Source organism: Natronobeatus ordinarius (assembly GCF_024362485.1).
GTDB lineage: Archaea > Halobacteriota > Halobacteria > Halobacteriales > Natrialbaceae > Natronobeatus > Natronobeatus ordinarius.
Map to the genome: position 1 here is coordinate 2,452,109 of NZ_CP101456.1, position 21,286 is coordinate 2,473,394.

The window sequence follows — 21,286 nt, forward strand, 5'->3', positions numbered from 1 at the left end:
GACCCGAGAGTGAAGGGGGTGGCGAAGGCGCATAGCAGGGCCACCGGATGGTGGCAAAGGGGGTGGGTTGCAGGGGGATCGCCTCCGGCCACACCCGATCGAACGATATCTGCTGCAACCACTTAAAATCTCGGATCGCAATATCCAATAGCGATAACCGCATTTGGCCGAAAGTATTAGTTACCATCGGAAATGTAGTATGTACCGAGAGTGAATTACAGTGAAACTCCGACAGCCAACTGACTTCCTGATCCTCGAGGAACTCGAGGACAAGGGCCGGAACGTCGCGACGAATCTCGCACACCACACGGGAAAGAGCCGAAAGAACATCAACACGCGACTCCCGGTGCTCGAAGATTACGGTCTCGTCCAGAAGATCGGGCCGGCAGAGCGGTCCGGACTGTACGAGATCACGTCGCTCGGAAAGGCCGCGCTCGTCTACCAGGACCAGTACGACGAGGTAGACGATTTCGAGGGCCTCATCGAGGGGCCGAGCCCGACGAGCGCCGACAACGCCGCCGAGGAGGCGTTCGCCCGGGGCGAAGAGGAGACGTCCGACGACGACGCAAAGCAGTAACCCAACGCGCTGTGGCTCCCGAGATGGCGAGTTCGTTCAGTCCCGGTCGAACGGCTCGCGTTTCGCCCCTCTGTGAGCGGCTGCTCTCGACGCCACTGTCAGTCGAGCGCTATTTGTGAGCCGGCGTCGACTGTCGCCGTATGCCGACTCACTACGAACCGGTCGACTCGCCCGACTCGACGACGGTGTTTCCGTACCACGAGCTAACCCCGCCGACGACGGCGGACGTCTACCGTGCACGCCGGATCGTTCGACAGCACCTCCCGCGGACGCCGCTGGTTCGCAGCGAAGCCCTGTCCGAAGCGTACGCCGCCGACGTCTACCTGAAACGTGAGGACGTCCTTCCCACGGGAGCGTTCAAGGTCCGTGGCGGGATCACGCTCGTCTCACAGCTCGAGGAGGAGTTTCGCGACCGGGGGCTGATCGCCGCGAGCACCGGCAACCACGGTCAGTCGGTCGCCTACGCCGGCCGCGAGTTCGACGTTCCGGTCGTGATCGCCGTCCCCGAGGACGCGAATCCGGCCAAGGTCGAGGCGATAGAACGGTTCGGCGCGCGCGTCGAACACCACGGTGCGGACTTCGACGAGGCCCGGGAGTGGGCCGAGCGTCAGGCGACGACGGAAGGCTATCGCTACGTTCACTCGGCCAACGAGCCGGCGCTCGTCGCCGGCGTCGGGACCGCCGGCCTCGAGGTCGTCGAGGACTGCCCCGACGTCGACTACGTCTGCTGCCCGGTCGGTGGCGGCAGCGGCGCGGCCGGCTACTGTCTCACCGTCGGCGAACTCACCGACGCCGAGGTGATCGGGGTCCAGTCGGCGGCCGCACCCGGCCTGTATCACGCCTGGCGCGACGGCCACCTCGAGCCCCACACGTCGATGGAGACGTTCGCGGAAGGGCTGGCCACGCGCGTCCCGTTCGCGGTGACGATGGCAGTCCTTCGCGAGCGACTCGATCGGTTCGTCCTCGCCGACGACGCCGACCTCGAGGCGGCGATGCGCCGGCTGCTGTTCGACGAGCACGTCGTCGTGGAAGGGGCCGGCGCGGCGAGCGTCGCCGCGCTCGAGCGCCTCGGCGAGGAGGTGGCTGGATCGACCGTCGTCGTCCAGCTCTCCGGGCGGAACCTCTCGAGGGCGAAGCTCGTCGATCTCGTGACCGAGGCGTAGCACTCGAGAGACGCCGATCCGGGGTGTGGGGACATCAGCGTCCGCAGAAGAGACGACTGCCGATGCGTGAACGTTTTTGTTGGTCCCAGTACCACGTCCTCGCATGGCTACACACGACGATAGCGACGCACCGCAGGTCGGCGAACTGACGCCGCCGAATCGGACGCTGATGGGGCCGGGTCCGAGCGACGTCAACCCGCGGGTGCTTCGGGCGATGAGCACGCCGCTGGTGGGCCACCTCGATCCGTCGTTCGTCGAGATCATGGACGAGGTACAGGAGCTCCTTCGGTACACGTTCCGGACGGACAACCAGTGGACCATCCCGGTCTCGGGAACGGGCTCGGCGGCGATGGAGGCGGCCATCGGCAACGTCGTCGAGCCGGGCGATACCATGCTCGTGCCGACGAACGGCTACTTCGGCGGCCGGATGGCGTCGATGGCCCGCCGCGCCGGCGGCGAAGTCGTCGAGGTCGACGCGCCGTGGGGCGAGCCGCTCGATCCGGCCGACGTCGAGGCCGCCCTCGCCGAACACGAGCCGGACGTCTTCGGCTTCGTCCACGCCGAGACCAGCACGGGCGTCTTACAGCCCGCGGTTCCGAAACTCACCGAGGCGGCCCACGACCACGACGCGCTCGTGATCGCCGACACCGTCACCTCGCTGGGCGGCGTGGAACTGCGCGTCGACGAGTGGGGCATCGACGTCGCCTACTCCGGTCCCCAGAAGTGTCTCTCCTGTCCACCGGGCGCGAGCCCGCTCACCCTCTCTGATGAAGCGATGGAGAAGGTCCTCTCGAGGGAGGAAGAGCCACGCTCGTGGTACCTCGATCTCACCTTGCTCGAGGGCTACTGGGGCGACGAGCGATCCTATCACCACACGGCCCCGATTACGAACGTCTACGCGATCCGCGAAGCCCTGCGGCTCGTCGCGGAGGAAGGCATCGAAGCGCGCTGGGCGCGCCACGAGCGCCTCGCCGGCGCGCTGAAAGCCGGGATGGAGGGCATGGGACTCGAGATGAACGCTCCCGACGAGTACTGGCTGCCGAGCCTGAACGCCGTCCGCGTCCCCGCGGGCGTCGACGACGGTGAGGTCTGTGGCGAGTTGCTCGAGCGCTACGACCTCGAGGTCGCGGGCGGACTCGGCGACCTCGCGGGCGAGATCTTCCGGATCGGCTGTATGGGCCACTCGGCCCGCCCGGAAAACGTACTGTTCGTGGTGACGGCGCTCGGTGACGTGTTAGAATCGATGGATGCCGACGTCGACCCCGACGCGGGGGTTGCGGCGGCGCGTCGCGCGTTACGCTGAGACGGTCGGTCCCGGTGGTGCGCGCTCGACCTGATACTCCTCGCCGTCGACGACGATGATGGCCCACTCGTAGTCCGGGTTTCGTGAGCGAAGGCGGCGCTCTAAGTCGTCGGCGTCGTCGGGCTGGGCGACGAAACACTGAAACTCTCCCGTTGACGACGGAAGCTCTCGCGCGTCGCTTACGGGGTTCACGTGGACGACTTTCCACGCACGCTCTGCCCGAAACTCCGGACCGGTTCCTTCGACGGTGTACCCGAGCTCTGCGAAAATCGACCTGGCCTGCTCGACGAGTCGCATGTTAACAGGACCCATTCAATACGTTCCTACACCACCCACCGTAATAAGCGTTGTTCTGAATCGTACAGATCGCGGAGGCCGACGGTGCGCATTCGTCCCGACGGACGGTCGTGACACCGACGGCTGTCCGTGATCGTGAACCATCGACGGACGCTCATCCAGTCGCTTCCCCACACACGTCTCCATCTGGGATTTCGACGAGGACGCCCTCCGTTCGCCACCGCTCGACGACCGCCTCGAGTCCGTCCGTGGCCGTCGGCTACGTCGGTTCCCAGCCGACGGGATCGACGTCCGGGTCGAACGGCTCGGCAGGTCCGCCGGCCGTCCAGTGGGCGTCCGGTCCGCGCTGACCGAGCGCCAACGCGAGGTCCTCCAGGCTGCACTCGAGGTCAACTACTACGAAACGCCGCGGCGGGCGACGGCGGCGGACGTCGCCGACCACCTCGGATGTACGGCCAGCACGGCGTCCGAACACCTGCGGGAGGCAGAAGCGAGGGTGATCCGGGAACTGTTCGACGGGTGAGCTGCGATCAGCGCAGACTCACGCCGTTGCGTGCGAGAAACTGGCTCGCGTTCTTGATCTCGACGGGGCTGCCGATGATCCGACAGTGTCCGTTTCGCTCGTCGAAGACGGTGACGGTGAATCGTTCGTCGAGCTGTGCCTCGAGGCCGCGTAACTCCTCACGGGGGAGAACGATTTGCGTGCTGTCACGCAGGCTCGAGGGATCTGGCATTCGTCCGTTCGCATGATCGCTACTCCGCCGTTTATGTGTGTCGAAGTTCGGTTGGATTCGGTAACTACCGGTTTTGACGCCTCGTAAGGGACCGAAAAAAGAGATCCGAGCAGCAGGGCGTCGACTCGATTTTCGCTGCGGCTGGAGCCGAGGCCGATCGGGCGACGCATGGAAAGTGTTTTTCGGGACGAACGGCTGCGTACAGATACATGGGGCTCGAGGAGGAGATCGAAGCAATCGAAGAGGAGATCGCCAGCACGCCCTACAACAAGTCGACGGAGGCGCACATCGGTCGCCTGAAGTCGAAGCTCGCCGAGAAGAAAGAGAAACTCGAGAATCAGTCCTCGGCGGGCGGGGGAACTGGCTACTCCGTCGAGAAACACGGCGACGCGACGGTCGCGCTCGTCGGGTTCCCGAGCGTCGGCAAGTCGTCGTTGCTCAACTCGCTCACGAACGCCGAGAGCGAAACTGGCGAGTACGAGTTCACGACGCTCGACGTCCAGCCGGGGATGCTCAAACACCGTGGGGCGAACATCCAGGTGCTCGACGTCCCCGGACTGATCAGCGGCGCAGCGACCGGAAAGGGCGACGGCAAGCAGGTGCTCTCGGTCGTTCGCAACGCCGACCTCATTCTCTTCGTCCTCTCGGTGTTCGAGATCGACCAGTACGACCGCCTCCAGGAGGAGCTGTACGACATCAACATCCGGGTCGACCAGGACCCGCCCCGGGTGACGGTTCGCCCGAAGATCAAAGACGGGATCAAGATCACCTCGAGCGCCGACCAGGACCTAGACGAGGATACGATCAAGGAGGTGCTTCGCGATCAGGGCTACGTCAACGCCGACCTCAACCTCGGCGAGTCGGTCACGATCGACCGACTCATCGACGGCCTGATGGAAAACCGCGAGTACATCCCCTCGATCACCTGCGTCAACAAGGTCGACCTGATCACGCCCGACTACAAGGAAACCGTCGACGAACAGCTCCGCGAACGCGGCCTCGACCCCGAGGCGGTGACGTTCATCAGCGCCGAAGCCGAGAGAGGACTCGAGGCGCTCAAAGACCGGCTCTGGGAGAACCTCGGACTCATCCGGGTCTACATGGACAAGCCCGGCCGCGGAATCGACTGGGAGGAGCCGCTCGTGATCGAGGAAGGGTCGACGATCGAAGACGCCGTCGAGAAGCTGGGCGGCGAGTTCAAAGAGCGCTTCCGGTTCGCCCGCGTCTCCGGCCCGAGTGCGACCCACGACGAACAGCAGGTCGGCACCGAACACGTCCTCGAGGACGAGGACGTCCTGAAGCTGATCCTTCGCCGGTAGCGCGTGTCGGCTCTTCCGCAGCGTCGCGGTCCCAATTCAGCTGCGCTCGTCGACCTCACCGGCGAGCGGCGCGTCCCGGCCAGTCGGCTCCCGCGCCCGCTCGAGCACCGACACGGCCTCGGCACCGATCCGGCCGGACACTCTCGGCTCGCTTCCCGTCTCGACTGCGTGCAGGAAGTCGATCAGCGCCGCCTTTAGCGGCCCTTCCCCGCGGGTGTCGATAGATCTGGGCTCGGATCCACCGTCGCGGTCGTCGTGGAGCTCGAGCCCGACGTCGTCGAGGTAGTCCACGTACGCCGAGCGCTCGTCGCCGGCGACGAGCAGGTGTCGACACGTCCCTGCGGCGGGCGTTTCCCAGGAGACGTTGACGACGCCAACGGTCTCACCGTAGTCGACGACGAGCGTCGTCGCTCGATCGGTCTCGTCCACGAGGACGGTGTCGGGGTCGGGCTCGAGGTCCGTCGGATCGAGCAGGTACGCGAAGATGTCGACGTCGTGGATGCCGATCGAGTCCAGGACGCCGGCCGTCGTCTGGGGGGCACGAAACGAGAAATAGTTAGTCTGGAGGTACTCGATCGTACCCAGTTCGCCCCCCTCGATGCGACGCCTGAGCTCGACCAGAGCGGGCAGGTATCGCAGCGAGTGGCCGGCGGCGAGCGTTCGATCGTGGTCGGCGGCGGTCTCGACGAGGTCCCGGGCGTCGGCGGGCGTCGCGGCGAGGGGCGCCTCGACGAGCAGGTCGACGCCCGACTCGAGGAGCCGCGTGCCGAGGTCGTGGTGGGTCCTCGTGGGCGTGGCTACCGTCGCTGCGTCGATCGAACAGTCGGCGACGTCGGTTCGAAAGGGGAGGTCGTACGCTTCAGCCAGCCGGCGGGCCCGTCGTTCGTCGACGTCGCAGACGACGAGTTCGTCGAGCAATCCTTCCTCGTGCAGGGACGCGGCGGTCCGGACGTGATTCGCTCCCCAGGAACCGGCACCGACGACGGCGTATCTCATCGGAGACACCTCCAGCGTTCGCGGGACGGCGCTCGAGTGCGCATGTACACCACCATATCTGAAAACGGACCGACCGATCGTATTGTTAATCACGACGTACCCGATCGATTGACTGTCGTCTCGTGCAGAAGGACGTTCGAAACCGATCGACGAACTGAGCGTCCGTCACGGCTGACCGAGCTAGCCGGTCGCCACCTCGAATCGAGCACCGCCGTCGGCGCTTTCTGTCGCCGTGACCGTCCAGCCGTGGGCTTCGGCGATTCCCCTGACGATGGCGAGGCCGAAGCCAGTCCCGTCACTGACCGTCGAGTATCCCTGTTCGAAGATCCCCTCACGCATCGATGGCGGAATACCTGGCCCGTCGTCTGCGACGTAGAACCCTTCCTCGTCCTCGAGGGGGCCGACCCGGATCGTCACGTCCTCGCCGCCGTGTGTTACCGCGTTTGTCAGCAGGTTCTCGATCAACTGCCGCAGCCGCGACGCGTCGGCCTCGAGGCAGTAGTCCTCGAGTGTAACCTCCAGGTGGCGCCAGCCACCCGGTAGCGTCTCACAGACCGACTCGATCAGGACGGCAAGTTCGATCGGGCTGGTCCGTTCGACCTGCCGGCCTTTGTGTGCGAGCGTCAACAGGTCGTCGATGAGCGCGTTCATCCGCCCGTGTGCCGCCTCGATCCGGTCGAAGTCCTCCGGCGACCCGCTCTCCCGGGCGAGCTCGAGGCCGGCCTGTGCAACGGTAAGTGGGTTGCGGAGATCGTGGCTCACGACGGCGGTGAACTCCTCGAGACGGTCGTTGGTCCGCTCGAGCGTCCGTTCGCGCTCCTTGCGTTCGGTAACGTCCTGAAACGCGCCCCGGGCACCGATCAGGTCGCCATCGTCGTCGTACCACGGCGTTCCGAGCGTTCGGGCCCACCGGACCTCGTCGGTAGAGGTGACGATCCGCAACTCCAGATCGTAGCCCTCACCCGTCGTCTGCAGCCGCTCGAACGCGTCCGTGATCGTCGCTCTGTCCTGGGGGTGATAGAATTCGATCCCGTCCTCGACCGTCGGCTCGTACGCCATGGGAAGCTCGTGGATGCGGTAGACTTCCTCCGTCCATCGCATCCGCCCCGTCCGGAAGTCGACTTCCCAGCCGCCGATCGCCGCGGTTCGCTGGATCTGCCGGAGAAACTCCCGCTTTTGCTCGAGTTCCTGGGCCCGTCGTTTATGTGCCGTGATATTTCGTCCCTCGGCCACGAGCAAGACGACGTCGCCCCGTTCGTCCGTGATCGGCCGAAGCGAGAAGTCGATAATTACGGCCCCGTCAGCGCCCTGGACCGCTTCGTCGTACCGGACGAACTCGCCGTCGGCTGCCGACTCGATCGCGGCTTTCAGGGTCTCCTGGGCTTCCACGCTGGTCTGCCACCAGCCGGATTTCCAGAGTGAATTTCCCACCACGTCCTCGCGGTCGAAGCCCCCGAATTCCAGCGCGGAGTCGTTCGCCTCGAGCAGCGTCCCGTCGGTATCGAGCAAGCCCGTAAACTGGTAGGTCTGGTTGAAGATGGCGTCGTACTGCCGTTCGCGTTCTTTGCGCTCGGTGATATTGCGCGTCGCGCCGACGATCTTTTCGATCCGGCCGTCGATAACGACCGGTGCAATTCGCGTTTCCCAATAGGACTGTTCGTCGGGGACCGCGAGGACTTCCTCGTACTCGAGTGGCTCACGTCGGGCGACACACGCGCGGTAGTTCTCGAGGATGGCCCCTCCATGTTCGTCACCGAAGACGTCCCGGAGTCGCTGTCCGCTGAGTTCGTCGTTCGTCAGCCCGGTGTGGGCTTCGTAGATCGGGTTCACTCGCTCGAGTCGAAACTCGTCACCGGCTTCGTCGACGTCGATGAGAAAGAGTGCGTCCTGCGTGTTCTCGAACACCGTTTCCGCGAGTCGAACGTCAGCCTCCCGGGCGTTTCGCTCGGTGAGTTCACGGGCGATGAGCGACAGGCCGCTCTCGTCGGCGTAGAGGGTTACCTCGAGCCAGGCGCCGGACGATCCGGGGAGTGGCGTTTCGACCGACCGCGATTCGTGCGTGTCCATGACCGCACGGCAGTGTGACTCGAGGGACGAACCAGCAAGTTCGGGGATGGCGCCCCAGAGAACGTCACCCTCGATGTCAGCTGCTGGGATGCCAGTTACCGTCTCCATTCGTTCGTTCCAGTACGTGACCAGCCAGTCGGAGTCGACCGCGCAGTACGCATCTGTGATGCGGTCGATCAACCGCTCGTACTCGGGTCGGGAGTCGGTCATCGGTCGGGTGGGAACGCAGTTGGGGTGATACACACTGACTGGTGCCTGTTCTGCCCGCCGGACGGAGTGAGAGCGGCCGAGCGATGGGCTCGGATCGGGGGACGACGGGTTACTCCCGGGTAACGGCCGTGCGAATCCGTTCGACCAGCACGTCGAACCGTTCGGGATCCGGTCCCTTCCGGACGTAATCGGTGACGCCGGTCGCGATCGCCTCGCTGGCGACTCGCTCGCTTCCCTTGGCGGTAAAGACGATGAACGGAACCGTCGCGTCCTCCTCGCGAACGACTTTCAAAAAATCGAGGCCGCTGATGGCCGGCATCTGGTAGTCGCTGACGATACAGTCGAACGACGCCTCCTCGAGCGTCGAGACGGCCTCGTGCGTGCTCGCTGCGGTCGTGACCGCGATGTCGTCGTTCTCGCGTTCGATGTAGGCTCCGATGGTTTCGGGGAGCCCCGGCTCGTCGTCGACGAGCAACACCGTGATCTCCTCGTCCGCGTCGGCTCGGTCGGCTGACTCGTGCGCCCTCTCGATGCGAATCTCCTGACGAACCGCGAGGTCGAGCCACTCGCCGATCTCGCCGTGGAGCCGCGTCGATTCGACGATGCCATCCGCCGGGTCGTACGTGAGAAGGCCGTGGTCCTCGAGTACTGGGAGCTGACTGTGGAGCAACGACGTCGACAGGGCCGCTCGGTCGTCCTCGTCGAGGTCGTCCGTACTGACCGCGGTGAGTACGTCGAGCAGTTCCTCGAGCGTCCCAACCCTGTGTTGACGGAGGTGAAACAGGACGGTCCGTCGTCTCGAGTCCGCGAGCACCCGAAAGAGCTCGTCACTCGAGAGGGAAACGCGACCGTGACTGGCTGAACCGGAGTCCTCGTCGTCCATAGGAGGGTGAGAACGCCACACAAACATAAGTATTGTTTACTGCTCGGAAATATTACTATTCTGGCTGAGAGTCCGGCTGGCTGGCCACTCCGAAGAGCCCCCGCGTACAGTAGTTACCAACCGGTATTGAGTTGCCCACCGGTATTGGCGTATTTCCCCGCCTCGCCAGCTCGAGTCGCAACTCACGCTGTGCGGAACGGACACATTGTCGGAGTCAGGTCTGACGGCGATCACCGGTAAGCACAACCATCGTCATTTCGTCGAAGTGTTATCGTAGCCGTGCTTTCGATACCAGACTCGAGCACCGACCGGTGACTCACCGTCCTCGAGGTTCAGCCGGGACAGCACCAGTTCCCTGATCGCGACCGTGACGGTGAGTTCGACCGTCTCTCCCCGGTCGGTCCGGACCTCGAAAACGCAGTGTCCGTCCTGGTCGGTAATGTGTTCGATGGTCCCGACGGACCACCGTTCGAGATCGTGTGTCGGTTTTCGCGCGTGAATTCGGTCGTGAGTCATGAGTTCGGCGAAGTGTGTCGCGACGCGATCGGCGTTTCGAACGGAGTGGCGCTGGGCGACAGCGGAACCCGGATTGGGCGTCTCACTCGCGAATGCCGTACGAGGTGGGAGTCGTCGACGGTCCGAGGATAATCAGGACTGTAATCTCTTCGGCGATGTGGAAAAAGTCGTGCTCGAGGTCGGGTTCGACGAAGACGAGGTCACCCGCCTCGATGTCGTGCGTGTCGTCGCCAACGCGGAGTTTGCCCGACCCCGAAAGGACGTAGTACAGTTCCTGCTCGTTGTGGGGGTTCTTCGGGGCAGCACTGGCAGTGGGGTACTTTCCTACTTCGACGGTGAGCGGTCCTGTACTGAGTACTTCCTTGTGCTGGAGTTCGTTCGGCTCGAGGTCGTCGACCAGCTCGGTGATCGAGGCGAGAGTCATTTGTTACCGCTTACCCCACATCGGCTTAACGCTGTTGCCTCTGCTCGTTCCCGTAGAGAGCGATCTGTGGCCTGAAACAGCCGGTATCGGGAGATGTGCGAGCTGTTGAGCCGGAGACTCGTGCTCCGAACTCCGGCCTCGAGCGAGCGGACACGACGCGTCGCCGTCACTCCTCGTCCTCGCTCGCCTCGAAGTCCGCGAGTTCGAACAGCGGCTCGTAGTCGTCGGGAAGCTGGTTGCGCGCCTTCTCGAGGTTTCCCGCCGGAACGACCTCGGCGAGCAGGGCGACGAGCTGCTGGGCGTGGTGGTTCGCGTCCGCTCGATCGACGCCCTCGCGTTCTGCCACCCGGTCGAGGAATTCGTCGTAGTCGAACCGCTGGCCCGACGCTGCCGCGGTCAGGTAACGGTCGATTTCCATCGGCAGCGGGCTCGCGAGGTCGGTCGCCTCGCCCTCGTGGAGCCGTTCGCCGAGCGTCGTGAGCGTCGCCCGCGTGGATCGAACCGCCTGGCCGAACTCCGCGAGCTCGAGTCGGTGCTGGACCTGGCCGACGAACTCTTTGTAGTTCATCGCCGCTCGCTTCAACGGACCGAGGGAAAAGTCCACGGGCTGAACCGATCCTCGGCGTCAGTACGGCGGCCGTTGAGCGCGTACGACGCCTGCGAGCTCCTGTTGTTCGTCGGCGAGCAGTTCGTTCAGGTCGTCGGCGGTGATGATCCCGGCGAGGTTCCCGTCCGAGTCGACGACCGGCAGGCGTCGGACGCCGTGCTCGCTCATCAGCTCGGTGGCCTTGTAGAAGCCGGCGTGGCGGTCGATGGTACACAGCTCTGCAGACATCACGTCCTCGGCGGTGTGTTCGGCCGGGTCGGCCCCTTCGGCGAGCACACGCATCGCGAGGTCGCGATCGGTGACGATCCCGACCGGGTCCGGGCCGTCGGTGATCACGATGCTGCCGACGTCCGAATCGTTCATGGTCGCTGCGAGTTCCTGGATCGGCGTCTCCGGCGTCGCCGTCACGACGTCGTTCCGTGCGAGGTTTTCGACTGGCATGGGCGTCCAGGTAGTCCCCACCACGACGACCGGTATAGTAGTGTAGCCGCCGACTCGAGCGACGCCAATATTCAAGTTCTCCCCATCGAACTGTACGCATATCATGACCGTATCGCGAGCGGACGGGTCGGCCCCGGTGAGCGAGCCGTGAGCGAGCAGCGAACGATCGTCGTCGGGGAGACCGGAACCGGCGAGGACGTGAGCCTGCCCGTCGTCCAGGTGCTCACCGGCCGGGGGTTCGTCACCGGCAAGAGCGGCAGCGGGAAGTCGAACACCGCGTCGGTGATCGCCGAGGAGCTGCTCGAGTCAGGCTACCCACTCCTGGTGGTCGACACCGACGGCGAGTACTACGGGCTGAAAGAGGAGTACGAGATGCTCCACGCCGGCGCGGACGAGGAGTGTGACGTCCAGATCGGGCCGGAACACGCCGAACAGATGGCGCGACTGGCCCTCGAGGAGAACGTCCCCGTCATCCTCGACGTCTCGGGCTACCTCGACGAAGAGGTCGCCGACGAACTCTTGCGAGAGACGGCTCGGCAGCTGTTCGTCAAGGAGAAGAAGCTCAAGAAACCCTTCCTCCTCGTGGTCGAGGAGGTCCACGAGTACATCCCCGAGGGCGGCGGCGTCGGCGAGACGGGAAAGATGCTGATCAAGATCGGCAAACGGGGGCGAAAACACGGCCTCGGCATCCTGGGGATCAGCCAGCGACCGGCGGACGTCAAGAAGGACTTCATCACCCAGGCGAACTGGCTGGTCTGGCACCGGCTGACCTGGGACAACGACACGAAGGTCGTCGGCCGAATCATCGACACCGAGTACGCCGAACGCGTCTCCGAACTCGACGACGGCCAGGCGTTCATCCAGACCGACTGGACCGACGAGGGCGTCCGCAAGATCCAGTTCCGACGCAAACGCACCTTCGACGCCGGCGCGACTCCCGGCCTCGACGACTTCGAACGCCCCGAACTCAAGTCCGTCTCCGACGCCCTCGTCGGCGACCTCCAGGAGATCAGCGACCGAAAACAGCGCGAGGAGAGCCGACTCGAGGAGCTCGAGCGAAAGCTCGACCAGCGCGAGTCGAAGATCGACGACCTCCAGGACGAGCTCGCCTCCGCTCGAAACGTCTCGACGGCCGCGAATCAGCTGGCCGAGGCGCTCAGCGAACCGGAGACGGTCCAGTCACAGCTCCCCGACTCGAGCGAACAGCTCAGACGGCTTCACGACGAACTCGTCGAACTCGAGGCCGAACGGGACGAACTCGCGGCCGACCTCGAGCAGGCCGAGGCGGCGCTCGAGCGACGGGACGAACGGATCGAAGAACTCGAAGCCGAGGTCGACGGGCTCGAACTCGAGCGCGACGTCTTAGAGGCCGAACTCGAGAGCCTCGAAGCCGAGCTCACAGAGCGCGAGGCGGAGGTCGATCGCCTCCGCGAACGGACGGCCGACCCCGAGAATGGGGCGGACGAGGAGTCGACGATCATCCAGCCCGAGGTCGACGCAGTCGAACTCGGCTACACCGATTCCGGATCGGACGCGGACGGCGGGGACGACGACGAAGACGGTGCAGCGGGCGAGTGGGTGGTCGTCGACGATCGCCAGCAACTCTCCGAAGCGCTCGAGCTACCGGGTGTGAGCGAACGCCTCGAGCGAGCCAGCGCGGACTCGCGGTGTTCGCTCGAGACCGCCCGGGAAGTCGTCACGATCCTGGCCTGCGATGGACCGATGCGAACCGAGGCGCTCGCCGAGCGCGTCGACCGGTCGCCCGTCGCCGTCCAGAGTCTGCTGTCGGAGCTGCGAACCGAGTCGCTGCTCGACCGCCCGGACGAACGGACGTACGCGGTCGCCGACGACGTCCTCGAGGTGCTCGCGGGGAAGCGGCCGGAGGAGTGACGCGACTGGCGATGGGAACGCGGACGAACGAGCGGGGACCGTGAACGAGCGGGGACCGTGAACGAGCGGCGATCAGAACGTGGTCCAGTCGACGACCTCGAGGTCGTCGATCCGTTCGAAGTGCGAGACGTTCGCCGTCAACACAGGCACTCGTTCGGTGCGGGCGGTCGACGCGACGTACACGTCGTGGAGGTCGTTCAGCGGTTCGCCGCGTCGTTTCAGCGTCGCGATCACGGCCGCGGCGTCGACCGCGACGGCCCGGGTGACCGGGAGGACCTCGAAGCGAGCGAGGAGTCGGTCGAGCCCGTCGACGGCGTCGCGGTACGCCTCGGAGGTCGGTTCGTACCCCAGTTCGATCCCGAGACGGAGTTCGGTGACGGTCACCATGCTGACGGCGTGGCGACCCTCGGCGTCGAGTTTGCGGACGCGCTCTTCGACGCCGCCCCGATCGATGTCGACGAGTACCGACGTATCACAGAGTTTCATCGTCGAGCCGGGACAGCGTCCCCTCCGAGAGGCGGCCAATCTCTTCGCGGGCTGCAGCGACGGCATCCGGGTTGAGGACGCCTTCGCCGTGGACGTCCGCCAGTCGGGCGCGCTCGTCGAGCGTGTCCGCGATCACCTCGCTGAAGCTCCGATCGCCCTTTTCGCGTTTCAGCCGCTCGTAGACGTCGTCGGCGATCGCGATGTTCTTGCTCATAGCCTGCGTATGGGTACCCATACGTAAAAACGTCGCGTCGACGAAATCCGACGCCGATCACTCGTCTTACCACATACTGGAGTGCTCGTGGGACTGGACGATGAACGAGTTGAGCCGTGCGCTGATGCTCTCGTCGCCCGGGTCGTCGATGGCGTACCACGACGGTGGGTTCTCCCGCTGGTCCTCGAGCAGGATCGTCAGCGAGAGCAGCTCGCGTTCCGGCGGGACGTCGGCCGGCCGGTCGCCGATGGGGTCACCGTCGTCGTCGACGAGGCGGCGGACGAACTCGTCGGAGCCGGTCGTCCACAGCGTCTCGCCGCGGCGTTGCACCGTCGCCACCTGGCATCGATAGGTGCTGTCGAGGTCGTTGTCCAGGCGGTCCGCGTACGTCGTTTCCCCCATCTCGAACGGGGCGTGGTGTTTACACAGGAGGATGTCGGTGCCGTAGTCCCCCTCGTCGAACGACCGAAACGGGTCGAGGTACCCCCGGGGCGACGTCCGGAGTTCCTGTGCCCGGAGTTCGTCCGGGTCCGTCGTCGTCCACCCCTGGAAGACGTAGTCGGTCGGCTCGATTACCACCTTCTTCGAGAGCGGATCGTTGGCGTACCACTCGGGGTCCGGGGCTTCCGTCTTCCGGAGCACGACGGACCCGTTCTCGAGCGTCCGCGCGTCCCACACGGGCGCCCCCAGGAGCCGGTCCCGGCCGCCGAGGTGGTCACACCACACCGGGCCGAACACGGTCACCCACGGCAACGTCGACAGCGTCGCCTCGGCCGGCGGCGCGTTCGGGTACCCGACGTTCATCCCGCCCTCGTCGAGGAAGGTTCCGATCGCCCCCCACGGATCGGTTTCGATCACGGTCCCGGCGAGCGCCTGGAGGAACCGTTCACCCCGCCGCACGGCGACCGACTCGGGGATGTCGTCGCCGACTAGCGCCCCTTCGCGGTCGAACACGTGCAGCGACGGCTCCGCTGGATCTGTCTTCTCGAGGGCGACGTGCACCCCCGCTTCGAACCCGTCGAGCGAGAGGTAGACGTGTCCGTTGCCGTTCGCCGCGATCGCGTCGCCGGCCCGGCCGGGCGTCGCGACCTCCCGCTCGGGATCGGACCCCGAGTCGACGCTGTACTCGACGCAGGCGTCGGTCGTCGTCGACTCGAACCCGGCCTCGAGAAAGCGGTCGACGACCCGTTCGACGGTCGTCGCCGACAGCCGATCGGCGTACACCGGCGCGATGAACCTGTAGCTATCACCCATCCTGTGGAAATGTCGACGTGTTTCACGTAAAACGTTCGGCTCTGTTGAACTCCTCACTACCTGACAAGAGAGGCGTGCTGAATATAGAGGATGGGTGCAGCAGAAACGGGGACGGGATGAATCCTGTACGTGCTGGGACCACCTACTGGGTCGACAGCGATCCAGCGACAGGTCGACGCGTCGAAAGACCGTGACTGCTATCCGTAGTCCGGGACAATCTGAAAGAGTATGCCGGGCGGGGATAAGACCACGAGACACGTTGGCGAGATCATCACAAAACTGGAGACCAACGAGCGCCTCAACGCTGACGACGTCACGTTCATCCTCGGTTACGTTCCGACTATCAGGGACTACGAAGAGCTAGAAGCATACAGAGACGAGATAGACGACGCCATTACCGATGGGGTGGGGCACGCGGCGTACGTAAAAATCCTTCAGGAGTTCGAGACCACTGGTGCTATCGACGAACTCCGGTCAGATCTGGTCGATCCGTCGCTCGACCCCAACGGCTTCGAACGAATTGAGGTGAACGACAAAATTCGCTACATGGGCGTTATGATTGGAGAGAAGGCGTCCGAGGGGGTCGGGTGGATCCACCCGCCGGATAAACGACCTACGAGTCTCTCACTGCTCCGGGATTCCCTGTTCGACTACCTGTTTTGTACCGGCCGGGGGTTCCACCTCGATGCGGAGATGATCTACGAGTACGGGACGGATTATCGAGAGTTTCTCCGTGCCGTTATCGACTGTGCAGATGGGCTCGACGACTACCGACTCTCGGTTGACGCTGACGATAGCGGGCGACGTACAACGATCAGTGTCACCCTGCGTTCGGACGGTCGGTCATATTCGAAGGAATTTGAACATGGGAGCGATTGGCTCCGATTCGACGCATTGGCCCCTGTCCAAGCAGCCCTCGATCAGCAGGTCTTACAGACAGTCCACTACAGAGGTGGAAACGACGGCTGGATACTAGTATTGGATGACGAACACGAAGAGCTAGTCACGAAATTCCTCCCGAAATGACGCTCCTGACACTGTATGAGCAGCGCGAATCTCTGTGATGCTGCACTCGCGCCGTCTATTCAGCAGAGGCTGAACGTTCTACCCAGATTCTGTCAGAAGCTGTCTGCTGCATAGAGAGGATGAGTTTTGCATTCGTCAGTAGTTACTTGGAACGTTTCAAGAATAATTTAGAGTAACCCACTCCGAGAGAGGTAATGAATCTATGAGAAATGTACAAATACCGGAACATTATCATCATCTCGTTCAGGAGTAGTTGTATGACCGAAAATACTGATTCAGGGGAAGACGGAGAAGCAACCAATTCTGTTGACGAAATGCTCCAGCATCTCCCAGAGGCTAAACAACGGGCCAAAGAACGAAGAGCGACTGCGACTACGAGCAAGAACTGGTCGAAGAAAGCAAAGTTGATGCGCCAGCGACCTGATCCAGCAGTACTTGCTAGCAATCACAAGCCCCGGTTGGAAGAGTTGGTCGAACTTCCCAAAGTAACACATCGGGCCGGAAAACCTTGGACCTCGGCCAAAGCAGGCCTCGAAGCACATGGTCGAATACCGATTTATTACCGTCTTGACGGAGAGGTAACGCACACGGGGTACATCACACAGATGGTCATTCGGCCAGAGGATGAATCAGATGTCCCCCAAGCAATTCAAGATCATATCACTGAGGATGATACATATAGTGAATATAATGAGAAATACGATGTGACTACATATCTTGTCACGGATGGTGAACGGTTAGATGAACCATTCCTTCAATCTAAGTTAGAACGAATTAAAGGTGGAGAATTTATTGACGAGGATTTTTCGTACCAACCTGCATACGTCCGCCAACGTGATGGTGACTTTCCCGACTTCTGAACCGGGCAAAGCAGTTCACTAATCGATGCAAGATATGCGCTCTGTATTCAGCACGGCCGCTGAAACCTATCGCCGATTGAGGGTTTCAACAAGGCCAAACGTTCGTAACGACGTCGGCGAATCGAACCGGGGACGGATACCTGGAAGGGCTAGGTCCAGCGGTCGAGCCCCGTCTGCGTGACGCTCTCTTCGATCCGCTCGAAGCCGCGAGCGACCTCGTCGGCGTCGACGCCCCACTCCTCACAGACGTACGATCGGGCCGCCGGAAGGTCGGGCTCGAGGCTCGTCTCGAACTCGTAGGCGTCGGTCACGTTCGGGTTCCGAAAGAGCTCCCGGACGCGGTCGGCGTGCTCGACGTGCTCGCCGCGAGCCTCGAGCACCGACCAGAGGTCGCCGTGTTCGGTGAGCTCGGAGATCGCCGTCTTCGGGCCGATTCCGGTCACGCCCTCGTTGAAGTCCGTCCCGATCAGGATCGCGGCGTCGATCAACTGCTCGAGCGTGAGGTCGTGTTCTTCGAGCGTCGCCTCGAGGTCCATCAGCTCGGGGTTTCCTTTGCTCGTGAGCTGGCGCAGGGTCTTCGGCGCGCCGAACAGCAGCGCGTCGTAGTCCTCCGAGCCGACGTAGTCGGCGTCGCCGCGTCGGACCACGTGAGCGGCCTGGGCTTCCCCCTCGGCAGGCGCCTCGACGATCGGGACGTCGAGCAGCGAGAGCAGTTCGCGGCTCGTCTCCTGGATCGTCGGTGTCAGCCGCTGGGTCCGGGACTCGAGCTGGGCGATGGCGACCGCGTCGCCTTCCTCGCGGGCGACCTCGAGTTGCTCTTCGTACGTTTCCCGCTGCTCGCGCCGGGACTCGATCTCGTCGGCTTTGAGCTCGGAGGGGCCGCCGTCGAACACCATCACAGGCGTGACGTCGTGTTCGAAGAACTTCGGCAGCCCCTGGACGATGCCGATCAGGTTCGCGACCTCGGTGCCGTCGGGCGTGGTGTAGGCGTCGCTCGCGGTCCACTTGACCGTCGTCGTCAGGTAGCGGTAGAGCCAGTTGTGGGCGTCGACGGCGACGATCGAGCCCGCGAGGTCGGAAAACGGGATCTCCTCGATGACGGCGACGTCGCGCAGTGCTGCGTTCCCCATTGTCCGACTATTGGCGCGACTGCGATTTGAATCGTGGGTTCTCTCTCGCCCGTGCGCCACCCAGCGGTCGCCCCCGTGGCTGCCAGCGCCGGGCTCCGGTTTTTTCGCGCCCGCAGTCGAACGGACGGACATGACGACCGACTTCGACTGGGCCGAGCTACGAGAGCGGTGTCACACCCTCGAGCCGGGCGCGGCCCTCGAAACGCCCGTCTCCGGCCGGCAGTTCACGATCGAGTCGGCGGGAGCCGACCGGCTCGTCGTTCGGTTCAGAGAGCGCGACGAGGAACGGTCGCTCTGGCGCGAGCAGTTCGAGGTGTTCGTCGACCGGCTCGCTGACGGGCCGATCCCCGTCGCCGACCTGCCGCCCGGCGTCGAGCCGTACGCCAGCGTGGTGACGCTCTCGAGTGACTACCACGTGGACGACCATGCGATCGCGCACGCTCCTGCGGAGGCTGCCGGCGGCGAGAGTCCGTACCTCCGCTCGCCGGCGGAAGCCAGGACGCCACCCGAACGCGTCCACGACGACGCGCTCTTGCTGGCCGCCCTCCTCGAGCGATTCGATCTGACCGACCCGACGGCGCTCGACACCGACTCGCTGACGGACTGTTACGTCCTGCTCTCTGACGTCCAACGCGGGGCCGACCGACTCCGCCGATCGACGCGGGAGCCGTTGCTCGAGCGCCTCGGCCCCGGGCAAGAGCTCCACGGCCAGTTCGGGACGGTCAGGCGAACGACCCGTGACCGTCGCCGGCCGAAAGACGACGAGACGGTGCTGGCCGCCCTCGACGAGCGAGCGATTCCCCGGGAGTGGGTGCTGGGCGTCGACCGGGACAAACTGGACGTCGTCCTGGCCGTCACCGATCTCGAAGCGGATGAGGTCTACGACGTCGACGAGCAGGTGTACGTCCAGAAGACCGGCGTCGACGAGCGCGAGAAGTTCTCACGCCTGCAGGGGATCGCCGACCGGATCGACGCACTCGAGGGCGTCGAGGAGGCGGAGTTCCTGGCCGAACTCGACGATCTCGAGGATCGACTCGAGGAGGCACTGTCGGCCGACTAGCGCCAGAAATATCGATACGCACGCATATCTGGCCGACTCGACAGCGGTGTCGCGTCCGAACTGCAAGTCGACTGCTGACGTCCCCCACGCCGCTCTCGAGCGATTTACTACTGGGCAGAGTACTTTTTAGCATCGCCGACCAGCAGAGATTTATACGGTCCTGTAGCATCTTTCACCGAATGCTCAACATCGACGATTCACCGATCGTTCGGGACGGAAAGTCACTGATCCTGGCGATGGACCACGGCCTCGAGCACGGGCCCGTAGACTTCACGGAGGTACCCGAGAAGCTCGACCCCTCGACGGTCTTCGAGACGGCGACCCACGACGCCGTCACGGCGATGGCCGTCCAGAAGGGGATCGCCGAGGGCTACTACCCGAGCTACGAAGACGACGTGAACCTGTTGCTCAAGATGAACGGGACGTCGACGCTCTGGATGGGTGAGTACGACTCGGCGGTGAACTGCTCGGTCGAGTACGCAGCCGACATCGGCGCCGACGCCGTCGGCTTCACCCTCTACGGCGGCTCGAACCACGAAGTCGAGATGGCCGAGGAGTTCCGCGAGATCCACGAGGACGCCCGCGCCCACGACCTGCCGGTCGTTATGTGGGCGTATCCGCGTGGTCAGGGGGTCAAGAACGACACGAAACCCGACGTCATCTCCTACGCCACCCGGATCGCACTCGAGCTCGGAGCCGACGTGGCGAAGATCAAGTACCCGGGCAGCAAGGAAGCGATGGCCCACGCAGTCGACAGTGCCGGCGACATGAAAGTCGTGATGAGCGGTGGCTCGAAGACCTCCGACTACGAGTTCCTCTCGACCGTCGAGGCCGTGATGGACGCGGGCGCGAAGGGCCTGGCCGTCGGACGCAACGTCTGGCAGCGTGAGGACCCCACCCGCATCCTCGACGCGCTCGAGAAAGTCATCTACGAGGGCGAGACCGCCGACGCCGCACTCGAGGAATGAGCGACGCCGTCGAGGAAGTCGTCGACGTCATCACCCGCTCGTCGGCCGAGATCCGGCAAGGACTGGTCGGCCGCCGGGGAGAGGTCGACGAGGAGAACCCCAGTGGCGAGACCCAGGCCGAGGCGGACGTCTTCGCCGACGAGTTGCTCGCCGAGCGGCTGGCCGCGATCGAGGGCGTCGCCGAGTACGCGAGCGAAGAGCGCGTCGAGATCTCCCAGGTCGGTGACGGCGACCTCTACGTCGCCGCCGACCCGCTCGACGGCTCGTCGAACCTCAAGTCGAACAACACGATGGGGACCGTGTTCGGGATCTACGACGAGCCCCTGCCCGCCCCGGGAACCTCACTCGTCGCCGCCGGATACGTACTCTACGGCCCGATCACGACGATGGCCTACGCCCACGACGGGACGGTCACCAAATACGAACTCACCGGCGGCGAGCGCACCGTCGTCGAGGAAGACGTGACCCTGCCCGACGAGCCCCTCATCTACGGCTTCGGCGGTCGGGTTCCCGACTGGCCGGCGGACTTCGAGGCGTACGTTCGCGAGATCGAGTCCAACCCCGATCACAAGCTCCGCTACGGCGGCGCGATGATCGGCGACGTCAATCAGGTGCTCACCTACGGCGGGATCTTCGCCTACCCCGCCCTCGAGGACAGTCCCCGGGGCAAACTCCGGCTCCAGTTCGAGGGGAACCCGATCGGCTACGTCCTCGAGTCCGCCGGCGGACGCTCCTCGGACGGCACGCGATCGATCCTCGAGGTCGAACCGGACGAGCTCCACGATCGGGTACCCGTCCACGTCGGTAATACCGAGTTAATCGACCGACTCGAGACGGCGCTCGAGTGAGCCGACCCGATCG

At 64.3% G+C, this 21,286-nt stretch carries 24 protein-coding genes; 11 read left to right on the plus strand and 13 right to left on the minus strand.

Going from position 1 to position 21,286, the window contains the following annotated elements; genetic code table 11:
- Positions 1–220 precede the first annotated feature (220 nt).
- From NMQ09_RS12565 to NMQ09_RS12575, 3 genes are all read left to right on the plus strand, one after another.
- Positions 221–577 (plus strand): winged helix-turn-helix domain-containing protein, encoded by a 357-nt coding sequence (locus tag NMQ09_RS12565; protein WP_255190925.1) that lies wholly within the window; start codon positions 221–223, stop codon positions 575–577.
- A gap of 140 nt (positions 578–717) precedes the next feature.
- Positions 718–1,740: a threonine ammonia-lyase gene (locus NMQ09_RS12570; protein ID WP_255190926.1), complete on the plus strand. Its 1,023-nt coding sequence runs from the start codon at positions 718–720 to the stop codon at positions 1,738–1,740.
- Between the two features lie 103 nt (positions 1,741–1,843).
- Positions 1,844–3,043, plus strand: coding sequence for a pyridoxal-phosphate-dependent aminotransferase family protein (locus NMQ09_RS12575; RefSeq protein ID WP_255190927.1), 1,200 nt, complete (start codon positions 1,844–1,846; stop codon positions 3,041–3,043).
- Here the strand turns inward: NMQ09_RS12575 and NMQ09_RS12580 are convergent.
- The gene (locus NMQ09_RS12580) at positions 3,035–3,340 is read right to left on the minus strand and encodes a DUF7116 family protein (protein ID WP_255194592.1); all 306 of its coding nucleotides are present in this window, start codon (positions 3,338–3,340) and stop codon (positions 3,035–3,037) included. The two genes, NMQ09_RS12575 and NMQ09_RS12580, sit on opposite strands and share 9 nt — an antisense overlap.
- A gap of 328 nt (positions 3,341–3,668) precedes the next feature.
- On the opposite strand from NMQ09_RS12580, the gene NMQ09_RS12585 reads away from it, so the two are divergent.
- The gene (locus NMQ09_RS12585) at positions 3,669–3,863 is read left to right on the plus strand and encodes a helix-turn-helix domain-containing protein (protein WP_255190928.1); all 195 of its coding nucleotides are present in this window, start codon (positions 3,669–3,671) and stop codon (positions 3,861–3,863) included.
- 7 nt (positions 3,864–3,870) lie between these two features.
- Here the strand turns inward: NMQ09_RS12585 and NMQ09_RS12590 are convergent, their stop codons facing one another.
- Entirely contained in the window at positions 3,871–4,074 is a 204-nt protein-coding gene (locus NMQ09_RS12590; RefSeq protein ID WP_255190929.1) for a VNG_1110C family protein, read from the minus strand.
- A 209-nt stretch (positions 4,075–4,283) separates the two neighbouring features.
- Here NMQ09_RS12590 and NMQ09_RS12595 point away from each other — a divergent pair, with 209 nt between their 5' ends.
- On the plus strand, positions 4,284–5,393 hold the full coding sequence (locus NMQ09_RS12595) for an OBG GTPase family GTP-binding protein (RefSeq protein WP_255190930.1): 1,110 nt from the start codon (positions 4,284–4,286) through the stop codon (positions 5,391–5,393).
- A gap of 36 nt (positions 5,394–5,429) precedes the next feature.
- On the opposite strand, the gene NMQ09_RS12600 is transcribed toward NMQ09_RS12595, so the two are convergent.
- From NMQ09_RS12600 to NMQ09_RS12630, 7 genes are all read right to left on the minus strand, one after another.
- Positions 5,430–6,389, minus strand: coding sequence for a Gfo/Idh/MocA family protein (locus NMQ09_RS12600; RefSeq protein ID WP_255190931.1), 960 nt, complete (start codon positions 6,387–6,389; stop codon positions 5,430–5,432).
- Positions 6,390–6,569: 180 nt separating this feature from the next.
- The gene (locus tag NMQ09_RS12605) at positions 6,570–8,666 is read right to left on the minus strand and encodes a PAS domain-containing sensor histidine kinase (protein ID WP_255190932.1); all 2,097 of its coding nucleotides are present in this window, start codon (positions 8,664–8,666) and stop codon (positions 6,570–6,572) included.
- Positions 8,667–8,775: 109 nt separating this feature from the next.
- Positions 8,776–9,549: a response regulator gene (locus NMQ09_RS12610; RefSeq protein ID WP_255190933.1), complete on the minus strand. Its 774-nt coding sequence runs from the start codon at positions 9,547–9,549 to the stop codon at positions 8,776–8,778.
- 252 nt (positions 9,550–9,801) lie between these two features.
- A complete protein-coding gene (locus tag NMQ09_RS12615; RefSeq protein WP_255190934.1) occupies positions 9,802–10,065 on the minus strand; it encodes a DUF7861 family protein in 264 nt (87 codons plus the stop codon).
- 82 nt (positions 10,066–10,147) lie between these two features.
- Entirely contained in the window at positions 10,148–10,489 is a 342-nt protein-coding gene (locus tag NMQ09_RS12620) for a cupin domain-containing protein (protein WP_255190935.1), read from the minus strand.
- Positions 10,490–10,655: 166 nt separating this feature from the next.
- A complete protein-coding gene (locus NMQ09_RS12625; RefSeq protein WP_255190936.1) occupies positions 10,656–11,057 on the minus strand; it encodes a DUF2267 domain-containing protein in 402 nt (133 codons plus the stop codon).
- A 57-nt stretch (positions 11,058–11,114) separates the two neighbouring features.
- Complete coding sequence (locus NMQ09_RS12630; RefSeq protein ID WP_255190937.1) at positions 11,115–11,537, minus strand: CBS domain-containing protein; 423 nt, start codon at positions 11,535–11,537, stop codon at positions 11,115–11,117.
- 147 nt (positions 11,538–11,684) lie between these two features.
- Between NMQ09_RS12630 and NMQ09_RS12635 the strand changes: the two genes are divergently transcribed.
- Positions 11,685–13,427, plus strand: a complete 1,743-nt coding sequence (locus NMQ09_RS12635; protein WP_255190938.1) for an ATP-binding protein — start codon at positions 11,685–11,687, stop codon at positions 13,425–13,427.
- A gap of 72 nt (positions 13,428–13,499) precedes the next feature.
- On the opposite strand, the gene NMQ09_RS12640 is transcribed toward NMQ09_RS12635, so the two are convergent.
- The 3 genes from NMQ09_RS12640 to NMQ09_RS12650 all read right to left on the minus strand — a co-directional run bounded on the left by NMQ09_RS12640 (position 13,500) and on the right by NMQ09_RS12650 (position 15,381).
- Complete coding sequence (locus tag NMQ09_RS12640) at positions 13,500–13,913, minus strand: type II toxin-antitoxin system VapC family toxin (RefSeq protein WP_255190939.1); 414 nt, start codon at positions 13,911–13,913, stop codon at positions 13,500–13,502.
- Positions 13,900–14,127 (minus strand): antitoxin VapB family protein, encoded by a 228-nt coding sequence (locus NMQ09_RS12645; RefSeq protein WP_255190940.1) that lies wholly within the window; start codon positions 14,125–14,127, stop codon positions 13,900–13,902. Before NMQ09_RS12645 ends, NMQ09_RS12640 begins: the two co-directional genes overlap by 14 nt.
- Before the next feature lie 66 nt (positions 14,128–14,193).
- The gene (locus tag NMQ09_RS12650) at positions 14,194–15,381 is read right to left on the minus strand and encodes a hypothetical protein (RefSeq protein WP_255190941.1); all 1,188 of its coding nucleotides are present in this window, start codon (positions 15,379–15,381) and stop codon (positions 14,194–14,196) included.
- Positions 15,382–15,609: 228 nt separating this feature from the next.
- Between NMQ09_RS12650 and NMQ09_RS12655 the strand changes: the two genes are divergently transcribed.
- Both NMQ09_RS12655 and NMQ09_RS12660 read left to right on the plus strand, forming a co-directional pair.
- Complete coding sequence (locus tag NMQ09_RS12655) at positions 15,610–16,407, plus strand: hypothetical protein (RefSeq protein ID WP_255190942.1); 798 nt, start codon at positions 15,610–15,612, stop codon at positions 16,405–16,407.
- 257 nt (positions 16,408–16,664) lie between these two features.
- The gene (locus NMQ09_RS12660) at positions 16,665–17,267 is read left to right on the plus strand and encodes a hypothetical protein (protein ID WP_255190943.1); all 603 of its coding nucleotides are present in this window, start codon (positions 16,665–16,667) and stop codon (positions 17,265–17,267) included.
- A gap of 149 nt (positions 17,268–17,416) precedes the next feature.
- On the opposite strand, the gene fen is transcribed toward NMQ09_RS12660, so the two are convergent.
- A complete protein-coding gene (gene fen, locus NMQ09_RS12665) occupies positions 17,417–18,397 on the minus strand; it encodes a flap endonuclease-1 (protein ID WP_255190944.1) in 981 nt (326 codons plus the stop codon).
- 130 nt (positions 18,398–18,527) lie between these two features.
- Between fen and NMQ09_RS12670 the strand changes: the two genes are divergently transcribed.
- From NMQ09_RS12670 to NMQ09_RS12680, 3 genes are all read left to right on the plus strand, one after another.
- Positions 18,528–19,457 (plus strand): DUF7983 family protein, encoded by a 930-nt coding sequence (locus tag NMQ09_RS12670; protein WP_255190945.1) that lies wholly within the window; start codon positions 18,528–18,530, stop codon positions 19,455–19,457.
- A 179-nt stretch (positions 19,458–19,636) separates the two neighbouring features.
- Positions 19,637–20,425, plus strand: a complete 789-nt coding sequence (locus NMQ09_RS12675) for a class I fructose-bisphosphate aldolase (protein WP_255190946.1) — start codon at positions 19,637–19,639, stop codon at positions 20,423–20,425.
- Positions 20,422–21,273: a class 1 fructose-bisphosphatase gene (locus NMQ09_RS12680; RefSeq protein WP_255190947.1), complete on the plus strand. Its 852-nt coding sequence runs from the start codon at positions 20,422–20,424 to the stop codon at positions 21,271–21,273. The genes NMQ09_RS12675 and NMQ09_RS12680 overlap by 4 nt, the downstream gene beginning before the upstream one ends.
- Positions 21,274–21,286 lie beyond the last annotated feature (13 nt).